Consider the following 20468-nt stretch of genomic DNA (forward strand, 5'->3'; position numbering starts at 1 on the left):
GTTATCTATGTAGGCCAATTGCTCTTTGAATTGACGATTAAAATTTTAAAAAGGTATTAAAATCATGGAACTGTATAACCTAAAACACCCGCAGCAGGTGGTGAATTTTACCCAAGCCCTGAAGTTAGGTCTGGGAAAAGACAGAGGACTTTTTTTTCCGAAGCAGATCCCGGTTTTGGATGACATAGAAGCACTTTTAGCAATGCCTTTTGTTGAACGCTGCAAAAAAGTACTCGGTGCATGGTTATCATCAGAGCTTGGTCAGGACAGGGTGGATACCTTAGTTGAGAAAGCCTTTAACTTTGAGCTCTCTCTCGCTAAAGCCGACGACAAACGATACTGCCTCGAGTTGTTTCATGGTCCAACATTAGCATTTAAAGACTTTGGCGCACGATTTATGGCGCAGTGTTTGAACGAACTCGCGTCAGATGAAAAAATTAGTATTCTAACTGCAACCTCAGGCGATACCGGGGCGGCCGTTGCCGATGCATTCTTTGGTTTGGATAATATCCAAGTTGTGGTTTTGTATCCTAAAGGCAAGATCAGTTTACTGCAGGAAAAGATGTTTACCACCTTGGGTGACAACATACACACAGTATCGGTTGAGTCAGACTTTGATGCTTGTCAGGACTTAGTTAAGCGAGCGTTCGAAGATAGCGATGTTCGTGACGGTTTGCATCTGAACTCGGCTAACTCCATCAATATTAGTCGCCTGCTTGCCCAGATCTGTTATTACTTTGAGGCCGTCGCTCAATTTAAACGTGAGCATAAGCAAGATCCTGTGATTGCTGTGCCCAGTGGTAACTTTGGTAACTTAACGGCGGGATTGTTCGCCAAGGCGATGGGGTTGCCCGTCAAACGCTTTGTTGCCGCGACTAACAGCAATGACACCGTACCACGTTATTTAGATCAAGGTGATTGGCTTCCTCATGCAACCGTTGCAACCATGTCTAATGCAATGGATGTCGCAGAGCCTAGTAACTGGCCAAGAGTGGAAGCGATAGTGGATGCCATGAGCTGGTCGCTATCCGATATTACCGGTGTTGCTTTATCTGAGTCAGATACCTCTGAGGCTCTTAAAGAGTTAAATCGTGCAGGCTATCTTTCTGAGCCTCATGCAGCAATCGCGGCTCAAGCGCTTACTTTGACTATGTCCGATGATGATAAAGGCATATTCTTGGGTACGGCTCACCCAGCTAAGTTTAAAGAGGTGGTTGAGAGTGAGCTCAGTATTGAGGTGCCACTTCCTCCGGCTTTAGCCGCTGTCGCTGACAAAGACATTTTGTCGGCAACATTAGAGGCTGATTTTACAGAGTTGAAATCTCACCTATTTAAGGTGCTGTAGGTTTTAACGGAACGACATAAAGATAGTTGGCCTCTTTTTCGTCACATATACCCAAACGACCTTGAAATGCTCGTTTCAGAGGCCTTGCGCGAGTTCAATTCTAGGCGCATTGGCGTAGGAATGGTCATCCCATTTTAAGCTAATGCAACAACGAAGTGGGCTTGTGCAAAGCCTTCGTTGATGGGTTTTAATGCGATTTATTCTGCGTTATAGATTTTGCTAAGGGAACAACCATTACCTGCAATCAATGCATTGCCTAAAGCGCATTAAATTCCCACTGAATCCTGCATTTCCAAGTGGCTTGGGTACATAACAAGTTGTAAGCGCTGAGACGAGTGTTGGTGAATGTGTTGATGCTTACTGTAGGTTTGCAGTTTTGTTAATGAAATTGGCGGGGCGCCTCGCCTGTCAACTCCTCTACAATCTATGTATCTGAATGTAATTCGCAATTAGCCCTCGCTGTGATCTTTCTCACAATTTTGAGTTGTTAATTTTTATATCTTTTCCCCCGGTTTTTCAGACAGGTTCCAAAAGGGTGTTAAGATTTTTAATTGCTTTACTTTGTTGCTGTACGTTAAGTGCTTGCGTATCGAGCGATGAGCCTCAACTTTACCATCGAATAAATGAAGCTTATGATTTTGAAGTGACTCATTGTGATAGCTTCGCCATGGTGACAGGAATTGGCAGGGGAGAGTTTGCATTGAGAGATGCTAAGCTCAATGCAAAGAAACATGGTGAAGAGCTAGGTGGTACGCATATTGTCTGGTCGCAAATCGATCATGGGGATCCGACTAAGGTCGTCGCCGTTATCTACAAGTGTTTGCAGTAGAGCGACTCAAAAATAATAAAGATACCGTCGCATATTCTTGGTTGTTTAAAGCACTGTAATGGCTACAGTGCTTTAGCTAATATAGATTTACTGGCGTTCATAGCTCAAACTACGTAGCCAGTTTATCTCATCTTCCCAAATATCTGAGTTGATAGTCTCTAATACCATTGGGATATTTTTCGTTGCCTCAAGGTTCATTAAGAAGCTAAATGCCTCTTGACCTATATGGCCAAGCCCGAGAGATTCATGCCTGTCTACCCGGCTATTTAACGGGGTTTTACTGTCGTTCAGATGCATGGCTTTGAGATATTGATTACCCACTATGCGGTCAAATAACTCAAAGCTCTCCTGACAGGCTGCCTTTGTTGTTAAATCATATCCAGCTGCAAACATGTGACAGGTATCTATGCATATACCAACACGGGATTTATCCTCTACGCCATCAATAATCTGGGCCAGTTGCTCGAAGCTGTGACCTAAATTAGAACCTTGTCCCGCCGTATTTTCAATGACTGCGGTAACACCTGTCGAACGCTCTAACGCCATGTTTATCGACTGGCTTATCCTTGACAAGCACTCATCGATCTCTATTTTTCTCAGATGACTACCGGGATGAAAATTGAGTAACGATAACCCCAACTGTTCACAGCGTTCTATCTCATCAAAGAATGCCTCTCTCGATTTATCCAGCTGAATGTTATCCGGATGACCAAGGTTTATCAGATAGCTGTCGTGAGGCAATATTGCACTGCCGGGAATATTAGCCTGTCTGCAGTTATCCTTAAATTGTTCAATATTTGCCTGTGCCAGTGGGGCGGCTTGCCAGCGGCGCTGATTTTTAGTGAAAAGTGCGAATGCATTCGCCCCAATCTTCTTTGCATTGATAGGGGCGTTCTCGATTCCACCGGCGGCACTGACATGTGCACCTATCCATCTTGAAGAGGTCATCTTCTATATTCCTTTAAATTTAGTTACAAGCTTTATGCCGATTAATGTCGCGAAATAGCCAAGCTTAACTATGCTATTAACAACCACTTAATTTGGATGATTGGTGAATAATCAATGGACACAAGGACAACAGGAACGGACTCTACAGTGTTTAATGAATTCTCTCAAACTGATTTCAACACCTTTTGGCCCCGTCTACTCGCTGAGCTTGGTAAGTTGCAAGCCAGCTTTATCAACGGTGAAGATATTCTATTACCACTATGCAGAATATTGGCCGATGTCAGTCAATCTCAAGCGGTATTAATTGTTCCTAAGGACTGTCTCGATTTTGAAGATATGCCAGCTTCATCAACCTGTTGGTGTCGTGATCCTGTTCGATATCTCACATTATGGAAAGAAGCAAAAGATTGGCCATTTGCAACCCAGAACCCCATAGTTCATCGTTGGCAGTCATTTATCGTGTGGCCTGCGAAGGATGTCAATATTCAGATCTTCTTTCATTCATCGAGTGAATTATGGTTGTCATTCCTTATCGATTCTAGTGATCTCTTATCCGATATTATTATGGGCATGCTTGTTCAGCAAACCGTTGACTGGCAGGAGAGAGCTAAGAGTCGGGTCGTGCAATCGATAGACAGTGAAATGTTTCAATCCATAGTGAGTAATAGTGAAGACCTTATCCTTGTCGCCAGCCGCTCCCCATTCGGCGTCCCCAGCATTATGTACGCTAACGCTGCCGCCACAAGTATCAGCCATTACCCTCGAACTCAACTTATTGGCAAGCCCATAACCCTGCTTTTCCCAAATCAAGTTTTCAAGGATGGTATGTCGAGCGGATATGATGAGAGCGAACTGCTACAGGCGATCAATACGAGAACAGAGTTTGATGGAGAGCTGGTATGCACTAAGGCTGATAAAGAAACGGCCTTACTACACATGCACCTTGTTGCGCTTGAAGAGCGCAGTGAGCATGGCAGTTTATTCGCACTCGTTGGACGAGACATCACAGAACAAAAGCAGTTGCAGCAGTTGATGGCGAGAACGCAGAAGATGCAGGCAATGGGGCAGCTGGTTGGTGGTATTGCTCATGATTTTAATAACATTCTGGGGGTGTTAAAAGGCAACCTTGAATTGATGTCACTCAAGAGCAGTGATGAGAAGGTGGAACGTTATCTTGGAATAGCGTTTAAAGCGTGTCAGAGGGGAACAGATCTTACCCGGCGTCTATTACAGTTTTCAAGACAGGAGCAGTTTAGTGCGCAGTCTTGTGACGTAAATGATGTCATCGAAGGGCTGGAGGAGCTACTTGGGAAGTCGTTAACGACACAAATTAAACTGGTCACCGAGGTGAAATCCAATCTTGGAAATATCTATGTCGATAGGGGAGATCTGGAGGATGCTCTGATTAATTTGGTGCTTAATGCTAAGGACTCGATGTCAGGAGAGGGGCAGATCACCATCAGAACCGATAAGTCATACCTGAGCGGTCTCTTACCTGGCATTACCGGTAGGCCACTTGTGGAATCGGGAGAGTATATCACTATCTCTGTCATCGACCATGGTAGCGGTATCCAGACAGCCTTGCTGGAGAAGATCTTCGAGCCATTTTTCACGACTAAGGATAAGAGTAAAGGGACCGGATTAGGTCTCTCTATGGTCTATGGGTTCGTGAAACGTTCTAAAGGTTATATGAGTGTCATTAAATCTGACTCCCAAGGGACTGAGTTCAGGCTTTGGTTTCCTGTGGCTAAGAAGCTGGTTCCTCTGGAAATACAGTCAGATGAAAGGGGGGGGATACCGAGAGTCGCAAATAAGTTAAAAGTGCTCATCGTTGATGATGAAGAGGAGTTATTAACCGTTCTGACTGATTATTGTGAGTTACTTGGAATGGATGTAGAGGCCTATTCAGATCCGGTTGCTGTGAGAGAAAAGTATAAAGAGGGTTTAAATGGTATTGAGCTTCTTATTACCGATGTGTTAATGCCTGGTGGAATAAATGGCTATGAGTTAGCCAATGAATTGTCATCGAAAGAGCCTATTTCCGTATTATTAATCTCAGGTTTTATCGGCGATATAGGTATTACTAATAATGCTGAGATGCCCTATAAAGTGTTAAATAAGCCATTTGAACTGGGTGAGTTGGTGACGGCACTGGAGCAGATCGGGATTAGCTTCTCGCCGAGAGATATTTAGTTAGGCTTTAACCATTCACAGCTGTTTAAACAGAGTGATTTCACAGGGTATGGGCCGTATTTTTGCAAGGGGAAATCTAGCATGGAAGAGATATTAGTTTGGATTGTAGACGATGACGAGGACTATTGCGAGCTTATTAAAGAGGTGATCATTGATGATTACCGGGTTCAAGTATTTAATGAAGCCTACTCATATCGAGAAGCTTTAGAATCGACCACACCAGATCTTGTATTGATGGATATTAACCTACCCGATATCAGCGGAATCGAACTCTGTCAGGAGCTGACTGCTTCGGGTAAAGATACGGCGGTAATATTTGTGTCAGGCATGAATACTCTGGAGGAGCGTCTCAGGGCTTACGATGTGAGTGCAGTTGATTTCATTGCTAAACCTTTTGAGCTAAAGGAGCTGGTGGCTAAGGTTCAGGCTGTTGCATCATATCAGGCAAAAAAACGTTCCTTGGTGCAGGCCGAAACCATGTCACGAAACATGGCATTTCAATCGATGACAGAGTCATCACAATATGGTGCCGTGTTGCAGTTTTTCAGGCAGTGCTTCCTATGTCATGATTATCAGAGTCTGGCGGATGCCTTTTTTGATTTGATGCAGCAACTTAACTTAAATACCTGTTTGGAGATCAGAGACGCAGAAGTGCATTATTTTGCGCCATCACATGGGGAGATCAGCCCCATCGAAGCCAATATTCTTGAACTTCTGGATAAGCATGGACGTTTATTTGATTTTGGTAGCAGGACTATCTGTAATGACAAACATGTCTCTTTCTTGATAAAGAATATGCCATTGGATGATGAGGTCTTATATGGCAGGTTAAGGGACATCATTGCGGTTATTGTAGAAGGACTGGAGGCGCGGGTGTTGGATATTGGACGGCAGCAGACTCTGAAGCATGTCTTTATGGAGATCCAGGGGCTACTGGGGAATATCAGTGGCGCAATTTTAGAGCATGATGAGAAATTCAGTGCTGCCCTGACAGGGATGACAGCGGAGATCCGTACCAGTTTTCATGTTTTAGATATGACAGAGGAGCAGGAGGATTACTTTGCATCTATGGTTGAAAGAAACTTAAAAGAGGCCAATTCGGCTGGTGAGGCTTTTTATCGCCTTCAGGGGTCATTGAATACGGTTAAAAATGTTGTTGAGTCCAGCGTTTCTTAAGGACGAGTTTATTGATTTAGTTTTATCTCAGTTGATCTTAGTCACATCCATTTAACAATAGTCTTTGATATATTGGGTGTTATTTCATCTATTTACTAATATTGTATATAACGATGTTCTTGATATGGAGACAACTATGCTTGCCAGACTGAACAGTGATCATAAGCACATTACCATTTTGCTAAACGTTCTAAAGGTTAAATATAGGAAGCTAGCCGAAGGCGAGGCTGTTAACTTTAACCTCATCAGGGATGTCGTCGAGTATATGCAAAGCTATGCGGAGCATAGTCATCACCCTTTAGAAGATATTATTTACAACTACTATCTGGAAAAAGTTTCACAAGAGGATAGCCCTAATAAATTGGCCGAAGAACATCATCAATTGATCGATGCTTCGGCCTCTCTGATGTCGACACTGAACCTGATTTTAAGTGATGTGGTCGTGTCCAGAGAGCAATTAGTGGTCGACCTCAAAGAGTATGTCGCATTGCAAGAGCGGCATATGCAGTATGAAGATAATACCATTTTCCCACTTTTGGCTCAGGAGATGGATGAGCAAGATTGGGGAAAGGTTCAGGAGCTGTGTTCATTAAAGCTTATCGACGATCCTCTATTCAGCGATAACGATAATGTCTTGTTTGAAGAGCTTAGAGATTATATTAAGGATGATGAGATCTTCTAAAGGTCGCAGCTTCAAGACACAACGTAAATTTCTATCCATCCCTGGAAATTTACATAAGTGTTCCAGACACAAAGTAAATTTCTACCCATGACCTCTAAGGATGGAGGAAATGTCATCTAGATGCCGGGAGCATCTTTGACCCATGAACTCTTTTATATAAAAAGCTACATAACTCTTTATTACAAGAAGTCCAGACACAAAGTAAATTTCTACCCATCCATGGGAAATTTACATAAGTGTTCCAGACACAAAAAAGAGCGCATTAAGCGCTCTTTTTTATACAAGATAAAACATTTACATCAGGAGGTTATCGAGCTCGCAATTGAAGCTGGTATCTATGTCTTGAAGTTCCTTAAGTAAGCGATGCTTCTCTTTCAGCGCTTCAATCTCACGCCATTTACGCTTCTTGTTGGAGCTTCTTGAGCGACTCGGTCTTTCTACGACGGTATCTAGCGCACTACCATAATCTAATCGATTCATGGCAACCTCCTGTTGTTTTATTTTTTGTTCAACAATTAAATACCACACTTTTAAAATAGTGTGCAAGAAGAATGTTTCGGAAATGTTAAATTGGAATGAAGGTTTTGTGGCGATTAATTTTTAATTTTAGAGCTAACTATAAAGAAAAGTTGAAATTTTGGAGTTATGGGCTAGCGAATAAAAAAAAGCCAGTACAAACTGGCTTTTTTACGTTAGATATTTGGGCTAGATTTTTTTCTGTCTGAACATGTTGATCAAGCCATTGCTTGAACAGTCCAGTTCGGTTGCATCATTTTCAGCACTGAGTCTATCCAGAACATCATTACCTAATGTCTTACCAAGTTCGACGCCCCACTGATCGAATGAGTTTATCTGCCAGATTGCACCCTGAACGAAAGTTCTGTGCTCATATAAGGCGATTAACGCACCTAATGTCGTTGGAGTTAGTTTATCCATTAAAATGGTGTTGCTGGGCTTATTGCCCTGCATTACTTTATGCTTCGCTATTACGCTTTTTTCATCGGCTGGCAGTTTGCTACCGGCGAGCTCTTTGAGTGCTTCTTCATATGAACGACCCTGCATCAGTGCCTGAGTTTGACCGAAACAATTTGAGGCAAGCTGCACATGATGCTCTCCAAGAGGATTATGGCTCTGAAGTGGCATGATAAAGTCAGCTGGGATAAGGGCCGTTCCTTGATGCAATAACTGATGGTATGCATGCTGGCCGTTTGTACCTTCTCCGCCCCAGATAACAGGCCCAGTGCTGTGATCGACCTCTGTGCCATCTAAGGTCACAGATTTACCATTACTCTCCATATCCAGTTGCTGGAAGTACGCTGGTAATCCTCTCAAGTAATGATCATAAGTTAAGACCACATGAGACTGAGCGTCATGGAAATTGCCATATAACAATGAGAACAGGCCCATGATCACCGGCATATTCTCAGAAAGTGGCGTATTCGCAAAATGTTGATCCATCTCATTTGCGCCACTCAGCAAGGCTCTGAAGTTATCCATCCCGACCAATAAAGCTATCGGGAGTCCGATGGCAGACCAAAGAGAGTAACGACCCCCAACCCAATCCCACATAGGGAAGATATTATCTGCATCGATACCAAATTCAGTGGCTTTTTCTACATTAGATGTGACAGCAACGAAATGCTTAGCAACGTCAGCTTGAGAGCCACCTTGTTCGATAAACCAGTCTTTTGCACTTAAGGTATTCGTTAGTGTCTCTTGGGTTCCAAAAGATTTAGAGGACATGATGAATAGTGTGGTTTCAGCATTGAGAGGCTTTAATTTCTCAACGATAGAACTCGCATCAACATTAGCAACAAAATGACAATTTAGCTGCTTGCTCCAATAGGGTCTTAGTGCCTGTGAAACTATCTTTGGTCCCAGGAAGGAGCCGCCAATTCCGATACTGACAATATCGGTGATCTTCTTGCCAGTGTAACCTTTCCAGTTACCTGAGCTTACAGCATCGACGAACAGTTCCATCTGCTGCTGTGTTTCTTGAACCTCTTGAACAATATTAACACCATTAAGCATTATTTCTTGTTCAGGCTTAGCACGAAGCGCCGTATGCAGCACGGCCCGCTTCTCTGTCGTGTTGATCATTTCGCCATTGAACATGGCTTTGATTTTCGATTCGAGCTGAGCATCTTCTGCAACACTGAACAGGAGAGACATCGTCTCCTTGTTTGCCCTGTTTTTGGAGTAATCTAAAAACAGGCCGCAGGCTGATGTAGACATATTGTCGAAACGTTTGGTGTCAGCTTCGAAAAGCGCCCTCATATGAGGTAAAGCTTGGGTATGAGCTTCTAATGTTTTCCAGGCTTTACCCTGAGTCAGTTCGGTCATCTTAATCATCTCCCTAGCAGGCTAATTTCTCTTTCAGCATGACTTCGAGCTTACCTTGGTCGATAGCGAAGTTTCTAATCCCTTCGGCTAGCTTTTCGACTGCCATTGGGTCTTCGTTGAACTCCCAACGGAACTGAGCTTCAGTCAGCGGATCTGCTGCATCAACAACAGTTTCTGTTGGAATTAGCTTACGCACGACTTCTGTTTGTGAGTTGGCTAACTCTTCGAGTAGTGCCGGGCCAATAGTCAGACGATCACAACCAGCAAGTTCGATGATTTCACCTGTGTTACGGAAGCTTGCACCCATGACTACAGTGTTGAATCCGTGACGCTTATAGTAGTTGTAGATCTCTGTTACCGAAACGACCCCAGGATCTTCTACAGAAGAATACTCAAGGCCTGTGTCTTTCTTGTACCAATCGAGTATACGACCAACGAAAGGAGAGATAAGGTAAACCCCTGCTTCTGCACATGCGCGAGCTTGAGCGAAACTAAAGAGCAAGGTTAGATTACAGTTGATGCCTTCCTGCTCTAGCTCTTTGGCGGCACAAATACCTTCCCAGGTAGAGGCTAGCTTGATGAGGATACGAGATTTATCAATTCCAGCTTCTTTGTAAAGCTTGATGAGTTTGTGAGCTTTAGTGATTGAACCTGCTTTATCGAAAGAGAGTCTTGCATCGACTTCTGTTGAGATTCTGCCTGGAACAATTTTTAAGATTTCGACACCAATATTGACCGCAAGCTTATCACCTGCATCTTCAACCTGTTGCTCAATGGAATCACTTTGCGATTTCGCCCACTCGATCGCATTTTCGATAAGGTGAGCATAATCGGGGATCTGAGCTGCTTTTAATATTAAAGATGGGTTGGTCGTTGCGTCTTCCGGTTGGTAACGCTTGATGGCTTCAATGTCGCCGGTATCGGCAACAATAGTCGTAATTGATTTGAATTGTTCGAGTGTATTAGGCATAAAAATAACATCCTTCTTAAGAAGCAGCTTAAGGTTTGTGATTTGCAACAGGTATTAGAAGCGATCTTGATGATATTTCCAACCATAAATGAAAAAAAATTACAGGAAAGTTGTAAAATATCAGTAAAAAGGGTTTTTAAACGTAAGATTGCTAAATAATACTAGCCAGAAATGAGTATTTGAGAGTATAGCGCTTAGGTTGCAATGGATACAGATAAAAAAACCGCCACACAGAAGTAGCGATTTCTTATATAAATGTGAGCTCCGTTATTTTATCAGCGCTTCTTTTTTTACGCCTGTCACGCAATACGTCGATTGGCTTTGTTGGCTTCATTGCTGCGACCGTTGAATAACGGGCTTGGTTATACCAAAACCAAGAGTCGATGGAGTATCGGGACACCTATCAAGCGAATCCATTACGCCATCGTTATCAGAGTCAATAACAGCTGCGGCTACAGATGCAATCACGGTTTGGAACTGGTTTGCCGCAGCATTTTTCAGGCAAAAAAAAGTGCACTCTAAAAGAGTGCACTGACTGTTATCAACTAATGATTTCTGGTTGGTTCTCTATCGAGTCCATACCCAGTTATCAAGGCTGATTGGGTCGACGCCGTTGGCCTTGATGTAGTTTCTATGGTCAACTAAGCGCTGTAGCATATCGGTTGTAATTGCAACATGCTGAGTTTCATCGATCACACCTTGTTGGAATAGCTTGTAAGCCATATCAATAACTAAGTGATAACGAGAAGTACCGTTACGAACGCCCATATCGAATGGAGTGGTCGTTGAACCTTCCTCTTCATAGCCCTTGATTCTGAAGCGCTCACTGCCCTTATAATCGAATACAAGTTTCTTGATGGTGTTCGGGTAACCGTGGTAGTTGAATACAACGCCCTTATCGGCTGTAAATACTTCATCCATTAACCAAGGCTTGCTTTGGAAGTCCAGGCTACCTAGACCGCTGCTGGTTAATTCTGAAACACTGACGAAACGGATACGAACGCGTGGTAGTAACTCTCTGATTAATACCAGAGCCGCCATCGCTTCTTGAGTGACATAATCACCACAACCAACTAGAACAACATCAGGGTTTTCATCGGAAGCGAAGTCCCAAACCATAACACCATCTTTAGCTTGTTGACGGGCTTCATCAAGTGATAACCATTGTGGTAAGTCTTTCTTACCGGCAACGATGATGTTTAGCTTATCACGGTCGGCATAGGCACGCTCAGTGTAAACCAGTGTGCTGTTACCATCTGCAGGTAGGTAAGCAGAGATAATCTTAGGATGTTTCTCAAGCATAGCGCCCAGGAATGATGGGTTCTGATGTGAGTAACCGTTATGATCCTGACGCTCAAGCAGTGAAGACAATACTACGTTGCATGCTGGTACCGGCTTACGGAAGTGTACACCTTGGCTAGCATAGACATACTTACAGTATTGGTCTGCCATTGATGAAACAACTTGAGAGAATGACTCATAAGTTGGGAACATCGCGTGACGACCTGTCACTGTATAACCGTGCATCATACCGAAAAGCAAGTTTTCAGATAGTAGCTCGATAACGCGACCATCGCGGGCCATGTCGTCATCCCACTCTTCGATTGGCCACATCCATGCTCTGTCAGTTTCTTCGAATACGGCTTGAAGCTGGTTCGAGTAAGTTTCATCCGGGCTGAAGATACGAAGGTTACGTTGGTCACGGTTGAGTTTCATTGCATCACGCATCCACTCACCCATCTTGTACATAGATAGACCACGTGTGCCACGAGGCGTTTCCGCACCGTAAGCAAGTTTAGACAGGTCTGGGTTGGCAAGTGCACGAACCACTTCACCACCGTAGCTTAGGTGTTGCTGACCACAAGTTAACTGTTTAGGTGGAAGTAGGCTCTGGATCTCTTTATCGAAGATTAGCTCGCCTTTATCGTTAATAGTATAAAGTTCATCGAACTTATAGCTTGATAACCAAGTGTTTAGCGCTTCTAAGTGACCTTTGTCTGTAGCACACTTGTTGACGATAACCTGGTGAGATTCACAGTTACCTTCAAGTTTCTTGCCATTGTATTCTGCAGTACCCGTCCAACCTTTAGCGGTACGCATTAAGATGACAGGCCAGCGTGGCTTAACAACATCTTCACCACTGCGCGCACGTTTCTGGATATCGTTGATCATCTCATATGACGTGTCCATGGCATTTGCCATTTGAACGTAGACGTCTTCTTCGAGCTCGTCGTCAACGATGATTGGGTGGTAACCCAGACCACGGAATTCAAGATCAAGTTCTTCGTGGCTCATACGACCCATACGAGTTGGACCAGAGATCTTATAACCGTTGATATGAACGATTGGTAGTACCGCACCGTTAGTGGCAGGGTCTACTAAACGGTTTGCATACCAAGAAGCGGCAAGAGGACCAGTTTCTGACTCACCATCACCAATCAGACAAGCGGCAATCAGGTCTGGGTTATCTAATACTGCACCCCAGGCAACTGAAAGTGAATAACCGAGTTCGCCACCTTCTAAAATTTGTCCAGGTGCTTCCGGGTTAGCGTGTGAAGGGTAACCATAAGCTGCAGAGAACTTCTGACAGATATCGGTGATACCTTCTTCATTGTATGGAATGATCTCTGGGTAATAATGGCTAAGAGAGCCTTCCATGAAAAGGTTAGCTTGTACTGCTGGGAAACCGTGACCTGGGCCTACAAGGTAGACGAATGAACGGCTGTTTTTAACAATTAGACGGTTGATGTTAGCGTAGACAAAGTTGATACCAGGGCAAGTACCCCAGTGACCTAATAGTCTAGGCTTGATATCTGTGTGTGCAAGTGCACGCTTATGCAGTACGTTCTTCTTTAGATAAATTTGAGATGTCGCTAGAAAGTTTGTAGCTCTTACCAATTTCTTTAACGCGCTGATCTCTTGCTGTTGTGACATAAATAACCCCATTTATAGTAAGCAAAAAGTTAACCAAAGCTCATGTTCAGTACTATATTTGTAATTTTATTACAAAAATGTGTTCTACATCTTATTTCGATAAAGTTATTAAATTTCTTAAATGTTGCCAGAAAGCGAGTAAATCCTTTGTTGAATCAGTTACAACAGTAACTTAGTATTGTTTATTCATGTGATTCTAGTGTTATTCAAATGCTTAACTGTGATCTGCGTCACATGGTATATTTTTTGTGGTGTGCTATTTTGCTGCATCGAATTCGGTGAGCATGATTTTTCAAAATCATGGAAGGACAATTCTAAAAGATAAATTCACCGACATTCTTTGATCAAATTGGGAAGGAAATTTTATAGTCAAACCCGGTCTAGGTAGTCATTACCAGTCCGCTTTTGTCATGGGGATAAGAAATTAATTATGTTTGAGACTCTGATTAACGCTATTGAGACTGCAGTAAATGCTATTAACGGCTTACTGTGGGGTAGCGTACTTATATATGTACTGGTTGCTGCCGGTATACTCTTTACACTTCGCCTTGGGTTTATTCAGTTCCGCATGTTTGGTCACGGTGCCAAATTAGTGATTAAAGGGCGCAATAAAACAGATGGGATCTCTTCTTTCCAGGTATTTTGTACCTCGATGGCTGCACGCGTCGGCACCGGAAATATGGCGGGTGTTGCCGTTGCTATTACCGTTGGTGGTGCGGGGGCTATTTTCTGGATGTGGTTAATTGCACTTTTAGGTATGGCGACAGCATTTGTCGAGTCGACCTTAGCCCAGGTGTATAAAGTTAAAGATAGTGAAGGCCAATATCGCGGTGGTCCCGCTTATTACATGGAACGTGGTCTTGGTAAGCGCTGGATGGGAAGTATCTTCTCTATTCTACTCATCATCGCTTTTGGTTTTGCATTCAATGCGGCGCAGGCCAATACCATGACCGATGCGCTTAATAATGCTTTTGGTTTTGATAAAACCATAGTTGGCATCGTTATTATGCTTGCCTCTGCATACATCATTTGTGGTGGTTTAAAGAAAGTGGCCAGAGCATCAGAGCTGATTGTTCCCGTTATGGCAGTGGCATATCTTGTTATCGCCCTTGTGGTGCTAGTCATCAATATCGATCAGGTTCCGGCGGCAATCTCATTAATCGTTAAGAGTGCGTTCGGTTGGGAAGAAGCTGCCGGTGGTGCAATGGGAGCTATGATGGCGGGTATCGCTCGCGGTCTGTTTTCAAACGAAGCCGGTATGGGCAGTGCGGCAAATATTGCAGCCTCTGCGACACCTAACCCAAACCATCCTGCATCGCAGGGTTTTGTTCAGATGATCGGTGTGTTTGTCGACACTTTGGTGATATGTACTGCTTCTGCTGCAATTATCTTGTTATCCGGAGTATTAAATAATCCAGATGGTCAGCAAGGAATTGGTCTTTTGCAATTGGCCTTAACCAATGAGTTGGGTAGTTGGTCGGCTTACTTTATTGCCTTCGCGATTATCCTGTTTTGCTTCTCTTCGATTATTGCTAATTATAGTTATGCCGAAAGCAATGTTATGTTCTTGACTAAAAGTAAGAAGGTACTGTTTATTTTCCGTGGCTTGGTACTCGCGATGGTGATGGCGGGTTCCGTTGCTTCATTAAGTCTGGTTTGGAATTTTGCCGACGTGTCTATGGGGCTTATGGCTCTGGTTAATATTGTCGCGATTGTCATGTTATCTAAAGTCGCTTTTGCGGTAATTAAAGATTACGAGCGTCAGGTTAAAGCGGGCTTAACTCCGACTTTTGACAGCAGTCAGTTCCCTGAAATTGATGAGCTGGAGGAGGGGATTTGGGTAATGAACGAAAACAGCACTACTGAGTCTTCGCCAGAGTGAAACTGAGTATAATGTTATTGAGCTGACGTTCGATTGAACGAATTGGCACAATCTAAAAAACCACGCGAATTAGCGTGGTTTTTTTATGCTTGCATCAGTATGATAGCTAGCATTAAAGGCTTGTAAGGATTAGCGATGTTAGTTTTAGTTTCACCAGCGAAAACATTAGATTATGAAAATAAAGCAGGCACAATCGAGCATACTTTACCTAAATTGGTTCAACATAGTGAACAGCTTATCGAAGAGTGCCGTAAGCTCGCGCCATCTGATATTGCATCATTAATGAAGGTAAGCGATAAAATTGCCGGTTTAAATGCGGCACGATTTACAAGTTGGAGCCGGGATTTTTCTACTGACAATGCCAAACAAGCCCTTTATGCATTTCGTGGTGATGTCTATACGGGCTTAGATGCTGACACGCTATCTCAGCAGAGTATTGAGCGTGCACAGAAACACCTCAGAATTCTCTCAGGTTTATATGGCTTGCTCAGGCCATTGGATTTGATGCAGCCATACCGCCTCGAGATGGGGACCCGGCTAGCCAATATTAAAGGGACTAATCTTTATCAGTTCTGGGGCGATGTGATAACCGATGAAGTTAATCTGGCTTTATCGGAGCAGGGCGACCAGATTGTGGTGAACTTGGCCTCTAACGAGTATTTTAAGGCCGTTAAACCTAAGTCACTAAATGGCTCTTTGATTACTCCGATTTTTAAAGATAGAAAAAATGGTCAATATAAGGTGATCAGTTTCTTCGCTAAACGCGCCAGAGGCATGATGGTGAGATATATTCTGGATAACAATATTAAAACTTTCTCAGGGCTAACCGAGTTTGATGCTGCTGGTTATTACTACTGTGAAGCCGAGTCGACTGCACAGGCGCCTGTTTTCAAGCGAGAGGAGCAGTAAGTTAGGGACCGGTTAGCAAATATATATCGCCGGTTATTATTAGCCGGGAATAAAAAAGCAGCCAAAGGCTGCTTTTTTTATGAGAGAAATCCCCCCGGTTTATTTTGCTTCAATAATAACCGGCTTGAGGTTAGCACCGGTTGTAATTGGCCTGAGTTCAACTTCAGATTGTGCCATCAGGTAGGCAAATTGTGCATAGGCTGCGACGTTCTGTTGCAGTGCCATCGGATCTATTTTGTCTAAAGTATCGTTTGGCGTATGGTGGTAATCAAAATAATCATGGCCATCTTGTCTGAGTGAAGCTACAGGGACACCCTGTTTTGGTAGCACGGAGACATCAGGCCCTCCTGAAGCTGTATTACTACCTAATGTAACCCCATTACCAACCATAGGACTGCTGACCGCGTGTATCGCTTCTAAAGCACTCTCGTTTACCCTGTAATCTATCTGATATATCCGCCCCGCACCAAAGTCTGACTCAGCAGCAATGTAATGTTTCTCCAGCTCATTTTTGTGGGCTTTGGCGTAAGCTTTACCGCCTACAAGCCCGACCTCTTCGGCGGCAAAAAGTACCACTCGCACGGTGCGGGCAGGCTTTTGAGGGAGGTCTTGAATTAACTTGCCCGCTGCCGTGACTATGGCAACACCAGCTCCGTCATCGATTGCGCCTGTTCCTTCATCCCATGAGTCTAAGTGGGCGCCGATTAGCACTATCTCATCAGGCTTGCTGTTGCCGGTAACCTCTGCAATAACATTATAAGAGGTCGCAAAACCATGGCTTTGTGATGATATGAAGAGATCGAGTACCACATTAGGATCCCGCTTTAGTATCAGGTTAATAAGGTCGGCATCCGGATTCGACATCGCCGCTGCAGGGATCTTTGCAACGCCATCCTTATACCTCATCATTCCTGTATGCGCCATTCTGTCATGGTCGGTTCCAATGGAGCGGATGACGATTGCTTTGGCCCCTTTCTGTGATGCGCTAATGGCTCCTCGGGAGCGTCCGCCAACCGTTTTACCATAACCTTTACCGGTTTTGTGGCGCTCGGTGATATGGTCGATAAAGACAATCTTTCCATCTACATCACTTTTATCAGCCAGCTTTAATGACTCTAATGTGTCAAATCTTATGATAGGGGCCCTTAAACCCTCTTTTGGGGTCGCAATGCTTCCCCCCAATGCCGTGATCACTAAAGGTTGTGAGAAAGGCGAGATCACTTTAGCCCTAGCCTCTCCCCGGGACCATACAGGAACCTGAACGGCTTCTTTGTATACCTTATCGAAACCCAGTTTAATTAATTTGTTCTCAGCCCACCGGACGGCAACAAGGTCTTTATTGCTGCCCGCGAGTCTTGGGCCTACTTCAACTGTGAGAGATTCAACAAGATCATAAGCGAGAGGAGAGGTTAATGCGCTTTGCTGTAACTGCTTGGTTATTTTTATATTTGGTTCTTCCAACTGGGTGTTTTGGCAACCCACTAACCCAGTGAAAAATAGGCTGACGAGCAGAGTACGACGATAGATTTTCATAAGTTTCCTTTGTTTTTATTACTTATGTCCCACTTTTGAAAACAATCTAGCAAAAAGTGTGCTTTATGTCCCGACTATATCTGTAAGGCAACGCTATATTAGTCCCGGGGATTGTTTTAGGAGAATTTGCGAGTAATGAATATTGAATTAATGCAGCAACGGGCAGATCATGCCGTTGTGATGTTGAAAGCTTTGGCGAATGAACGCCGTCTCTTTATCCTATGTTACCTTCTTAGTGAAGGAGAGATGTGTGTAGGTGAAATGAACAAGAAATTGGGGTTAAGCCAGTCAGCTTTATCTCAACATTTAGCCTGGTTGCGAAAAGATAATTTGGTCGAGACCCGTAAGGAAGCTCAAACCGTATTTTACTCTTTGAAGAGTAAAGAGGTGTCGGAAATTATTAAGCTGCTGAATAACATCTATTGCCATTAGGCATGTTATTCATCTTCAACTGACAAAGTTTACAGATTTTGTCAGTTTTTTTATGCCTGAATTTTGATAATTAGGCTGAAAGGCAAAAAACAGATATAAAAAAACCGGCCTAAGCCGGTTTTTTAAACGCTATCTAAAATTAAGCAGCAAGTGCTTTGATCTTAGTGTTTAAGCGAGACTTCTGACGAGCAGCTTTATTCTTGTGAATAAGGCCTTTAGTCGCCATACGGTCAACAATTGGTTGTGCAGCATTAAATGCTTCAGTAGCCGCTTTGTGATCGCCAGCATTAATTGCTGCGATAACTTTCTTTACGTATGAACGTAACATTGAACGACGACTAGCGTTATGCTGACGACGTTTTTCAGATTGAAGCGCGCGCTTCTTTGCAGACTTGCTATTAGCCAAGGTGCAACTCCTAAATAGGGTTAGATATTTTAAAGGTCGGGAATATGCCCTATTTTTGTCATTTTGTCAATGACAAAGATTGAATCTTTATCTTAAAGATAAATTAATCCAACCAACTTGGCTATCTTCAACCTAACTCGTGTAATATGATGCGCAATTCTAACAGCTATTGTTAGAAGGTGACAGGGGGAAAATCAACTTTTTGAGACTACTCGCCTGAAGTTTTCGGCTCTATTCAGGGGGTTTTTTGAGTAAAAAATTGATTAAGTCAGGCATTATCGTCAGTGCAATGACCTTAGTTTCTCGTGTGTTAGGTTTAGTCAGAGATGTTGTGATTGCAAACCTAATGGGGGCGGGCAGTGGTGCCGATGTGTTTATCCTGGCGAATAAAATTCCTAATTTTTTAAGACGTCTATTTGCCGAAGGTGCGTTTGCGCAAGCATTTGTACCTGTATTCACCGAGTATCAGCAGAAACAATCCGATGAAGAGGTGCGTCTGCTCATTGCTAAAGTTACCGGGACATTAGGGGTACTGGTCAGTATCGTGACATTAGTCGGTGTGCTTGCTTCACCTGTTATAATTGCATTGTTTGGTAATGGCTGGTTTGTTGCCTGGATTAATGATGAACCCAGCGGTGCTAAGTTTGAACTTGCCTCTTTCTTGTTAAAAATCACTTTTCCCTACCTGTGGTTTATCACCTTCACGGCGCTGGCAGGCTCTATCCTAAATACTCGAGGTAGATTTGCCGTTTCAGCGTTTACACCCGTTTTCTTAAACATTGCTATCATCTGCGCGGCTCTGTTTGTTGCACCTGAACTTGAGCAGCCAGAAATCGGCTTAGCATTAGGGGTATTTTTTGGTGGGTTAATACAGTTTCTGTTTCAATTGCCTTTTTTACTTAAAGAGAAGGCCCTTGTTAAGCCATCTTGGGGATGGAATCATCCTGGAGTCACCAAAATAAGAACCTTGATGCTTCCCGCGATTTTCGGAGTATCGGTTTCTCAGATCAATCTACTGTTTGATACCTTTATTGCCAGTTACCTGATGACCGGCTCCATCAGCTGGCTATACTATTCAGATCGTCTACTCGAATTCCCTCTGGGCTTGTTTGGTATCGCTATTGCTACCGTGATCTTACCTGCATTATCTAAAAAACATGTCAATGATGAAGGTAAAGGCTTTGAAACGACCATGAACTGGGGAGTGAAAGCGATACTATTACTTGGCATGCCTGCCATGTGTGGCTTAATAATCCTGGCCAAGCCTATGTTAATGGTTCTGTTTATGCGTGGAGCATTCACTTTCGATGATGTAGAGATGGCGTCCTATAGCTTAATGGCTTACGGCAGTGGTTTGTTAAGTTTTATGCTGATAAAAGTGCTGGCCCCCGGTTATTATTCACGGCAAGACACTAAAACGCCGGTTCGGTACGGCATCATTGCTATGGTGAGTAATATGGTGTTTAACGTCATTTTTGCTATTCCATATGGGTATGTCGGCTTAGCTATTGCTACCTCCCTGTCGGCATTGCTGAACGCTGGTTTACTCTATCGCGGCCTGCATAAAGCTAACGTTTACCGGGTAAACAGACAAACCGGGCTCTTCTTCTTTAAAACCTTATTGTCTTGTTTAATGATGACGCTTGTCTTAATACAGTTTTTACCCGGTCAGGATATCTGGCTACAACAGGTGTTTTCACAAAGGGCAATATCACTCTTAGGCCTGATTGGCTTAGGGGCTGCAAGCTATTTATTGAGCATGATTTTGCTGGGAATTCGTCCCTGGAAGCTAAAAACGGGACTATAAATAGCGGTTCAATGTAAGAGCGAGCAAGATCATTGCTGATTATCCATGTCAGCTGGTATATAATCCGCCCACTTAAGCT

General features: G+C 43.5%; 16 protein-coding genes. 9 read left to right on the forward strand and 7 right to left on the reverse strand.

Annotated elements, in window-relative coordinates; genetic code table 11:
• Positions 1 to 64 precede the first annotated feature (64 nt).
• Both thrC and SSED_RS06045 read left to right on the forward strand, forming a co-directional pair.
• On the forward strand, positions 65 to 1345 hold the full coding sequence (gene thrC / locus SSED_RS06040; protein ID WP_012141524.1) for a threonine synthase: 1281 nt from the start codon (positions 65 to 67) through the stop codon (positions 1343 to 1345).
• Between the two features lie 535 nt (positions 1346 to 1880).
• Complete coding sequence (locus SSED_RS06045) at positions 1881 to 2174, forward strand: hypothetical protein (RefSeq protein WP_012141525.1); 294 nt, start codon at positions 1881 to 1883, stop codon at positions 2172 to 2174.
• An 87-nt stretch (positions 2175 to 2261) separates the two neighbouring features.
• Here the strand turns inward: SSED_RS06045 and nfo are convergent, their stop codons facing one another.
• Complete coding sequence (nfo, locus tag SSED_RS06050; RefSeq protein ID WP_012141526.1) at positions 2262 to 3122, reverse strand: deoxyribonuclease IV; 861 nt, start codon at positions 3120 to 3122, stop codon at positions 2262 to 2264.
• A gap of 114 nt (positions 3123 to 3236) precedes the next feature.
• Between nfo and SSED_RS06055 the strand changes: the two genes are divergently transcribed.
• The 3 genes from SSED_RS06055 (at position 3237) to SSED_RS06065 (ending at position 7173) form a co-directional block, all read left to right on the forward strand.
• Positions 3237 to 5315: an ATP-binding protein gene (locus tag SSED_RS06055; protein WP_012141527.1), complete on the forward strand. Its 2079-nt coding sequence runs from the start codon at positions 3237 to 3239 to the stop codon at positions 5313 to 5315.
• A gap of 81 nt (positions 5316 to 5396) precedes the next feature.
• Positions 5397 to 6491 carry a response regulator transcription factor gene (locus SSED_RS06060; protein WP_012141528.1) on the forward strand — a complete coding sequence of 365 codons (1095 nt, stop codon included), beginning with the start codon at positions 5397 to 5399 and terminating at the stop codon, positions 6489 to 6491.
• A gap of 136 nt (positions 6492 to 6627) precedes the next feature.
• Positions 6628 to 7173 (forward strand): hemerythrin domain-containing protein, encoded by a 546-nt coding sequence (locus SSED_RS06065; protein WP_012141529.1) that lies wholly within the window; start codon positions 6628 to 6630, stop codon positions 7171 to 7173.
• A gap of 294 nt (positions 7174 to 7467) precedes the next feature.
• Here the strand turns inward: SSED_RS06065 and SSED_RS06070 are convergent, their stop codons facing one another.
• From SSED_RS06070 to SSED_RS06085, 4 genes are all read right to left on the reverse strand, one after another.
• Positions 7468 to 7653: a DUF3545 family protein gene (locus SSED_RS06070; protein WP_012141530.1), complete on the reverse strand. Its 186-nt coding sequence runs from the start codon at positions 7651 to 7653 to the stop codon at positions 7468 to 7470.
• A gap of 225 nt (positions 7654 to 7878) precedes the next feature.
• Positions 7879 to 9516 carry a glucose-6-phosphate isomerase gene (gene pgi, locus SSED_RS06075; protein ID WP_012141531.1) on the reverse strand — a complete coding sequence of 546 codons (1638 nt, stop codon included), beginning with the start codon at positions 9514 to 9516 and terminating at the stop codon, positions 7879 to 7881.
• A 13-nt stretch (positions 9517 to 9529) separates the two neighbouring features.
• Positions 9530 to 10486, reverse strand: a complete 957-nt coding sequence (tal, locus tag SSED_RS06080) for a transaldolase (RefSeq protein WP_012141532.1) — start codon at positions 10484 to 10486, stop codon at positions 9530 to 9532.
• 567 nt (positions 10487 to 11053) lie between these two features.
• Positions 11054 to 13420: a phosphoketolase family protein gene (locus tag SSED_RS06085; RefSeq protein ID WP_012141533.1), complete on the reverse strand. Its 2367-nt coding sequence runs from the start codon at positions 13418 to 13420 to the stop codon at positions 11054 to 11056.
• Between the two features lie 430 nt (positions 13421 to 13850).
• On the opposite strand from SSED_RS06085, the gene SSED_RS06090 reads away from it, so the two are divergent.
• Together SSED_RS06090 and yaaA are read left to right on the forward strand one after the other, a co-directional pair.
• Positions 13851 to 15302 (forward strand): alanine/glycine:cation symporter family protein, encoded by a 1452-nt coding sequence (locus SSED_RS06090; protein ID WP_012141534.1) that lies wholly within the window; start codon positions 13851 to 13853, stop codon positions 15300 to 15302.
• Between the two features lie 135 nt (positions 15303 to 15437).
• The gene (gene yaaA / locus SSED_RS06095) at positions 15438 to 16211 is read left to right on the forward strand and encodes a peroxide stress protein YaaA (RefSeq protein ID WP_012141535.1); all 774 of its coding nucleotides are present in this window, start codon (positions 15438 to 15440) and stop codon (positions 16209 to 16211) included.
• A 99-nt stretch (positions 16212 to 16310) separates the two neighbouring features.
• On the opposite strand, the gene SSED_RS06100 is transcribed toward yaaA, so the two are convergent.
• The gene (locus SSED_RS06100; RefSeq protein ID WP_012141536.1) at positions 16311 to 17744 is read right to left on the reverse strand and encodes a M20/M25/M40 family metallo-hydrolase; all 1434 of its coding nucleotides are present in this window, start codon (positions 17742 to 17744) and stop codon (positions 16311 to 16313) included.
• Between the two features lie 135 nt (positions 17745 to 17879).
• Between SSED_RS06100 and SSED_RS06105 the strand changes: the two genes are divergently transcribed.
• Positions 17880 to 18176, forward strand: a complete 297-nt coding sequence (locus SSED_RS06105) for an ArsR/SmtB family transcription factor (protein ID WP_012141537.1) — start codon at positions 17880 to 17882, stop codon at positions 18174 to 18176.
• Positions 18177 to 18315: 139 nt separating this feature from the next.
• Here SSED_RS06105 and rpsT read toward each other — a convergent pair whose 3' ends face one another.
• On the reverse strand, positions 18316 to 18582 hold the full coding sequence (gene rpsT / locus SSED_RS06110; RefSeq protein ID WP_012141538.1) for a 30S ribosomal protein S20: 267 nt from the start codon (positions 18580 to 18582) through the stop codon (positions 18316 to 18318).
• Positions 18583 to 18829: 247 nt separating this feature from the next.
• Here rpsT and murJ point away from each other — a divergent pair, with 247 nt between their 5' ends.
• On the forward strand, positions 18830 to 20389 hold the full coding sequence (gene murJ, locus SSED_RS06115) for a murein biosynthesis integral membrane protein MurJ (RefSeq protein ID WP_012141539.1): 1560 nt from the start codon (positions 18830 to 18832) through the stop codon (positions 20387 to 20389).
• The last annotated feature ends 79 nt before the right edge of the window (positions 20390 to 20468 follow it).

This window comes from Shewanella sediminis HAW-EB3, from assembly GCF_000018025.1.
Lineage (GTDB): Bacteria > Pseudomonadota > Gammaproteobacteria > Enterobacterales > Shewanellaceae > Shewanella > Shewanella sediminis.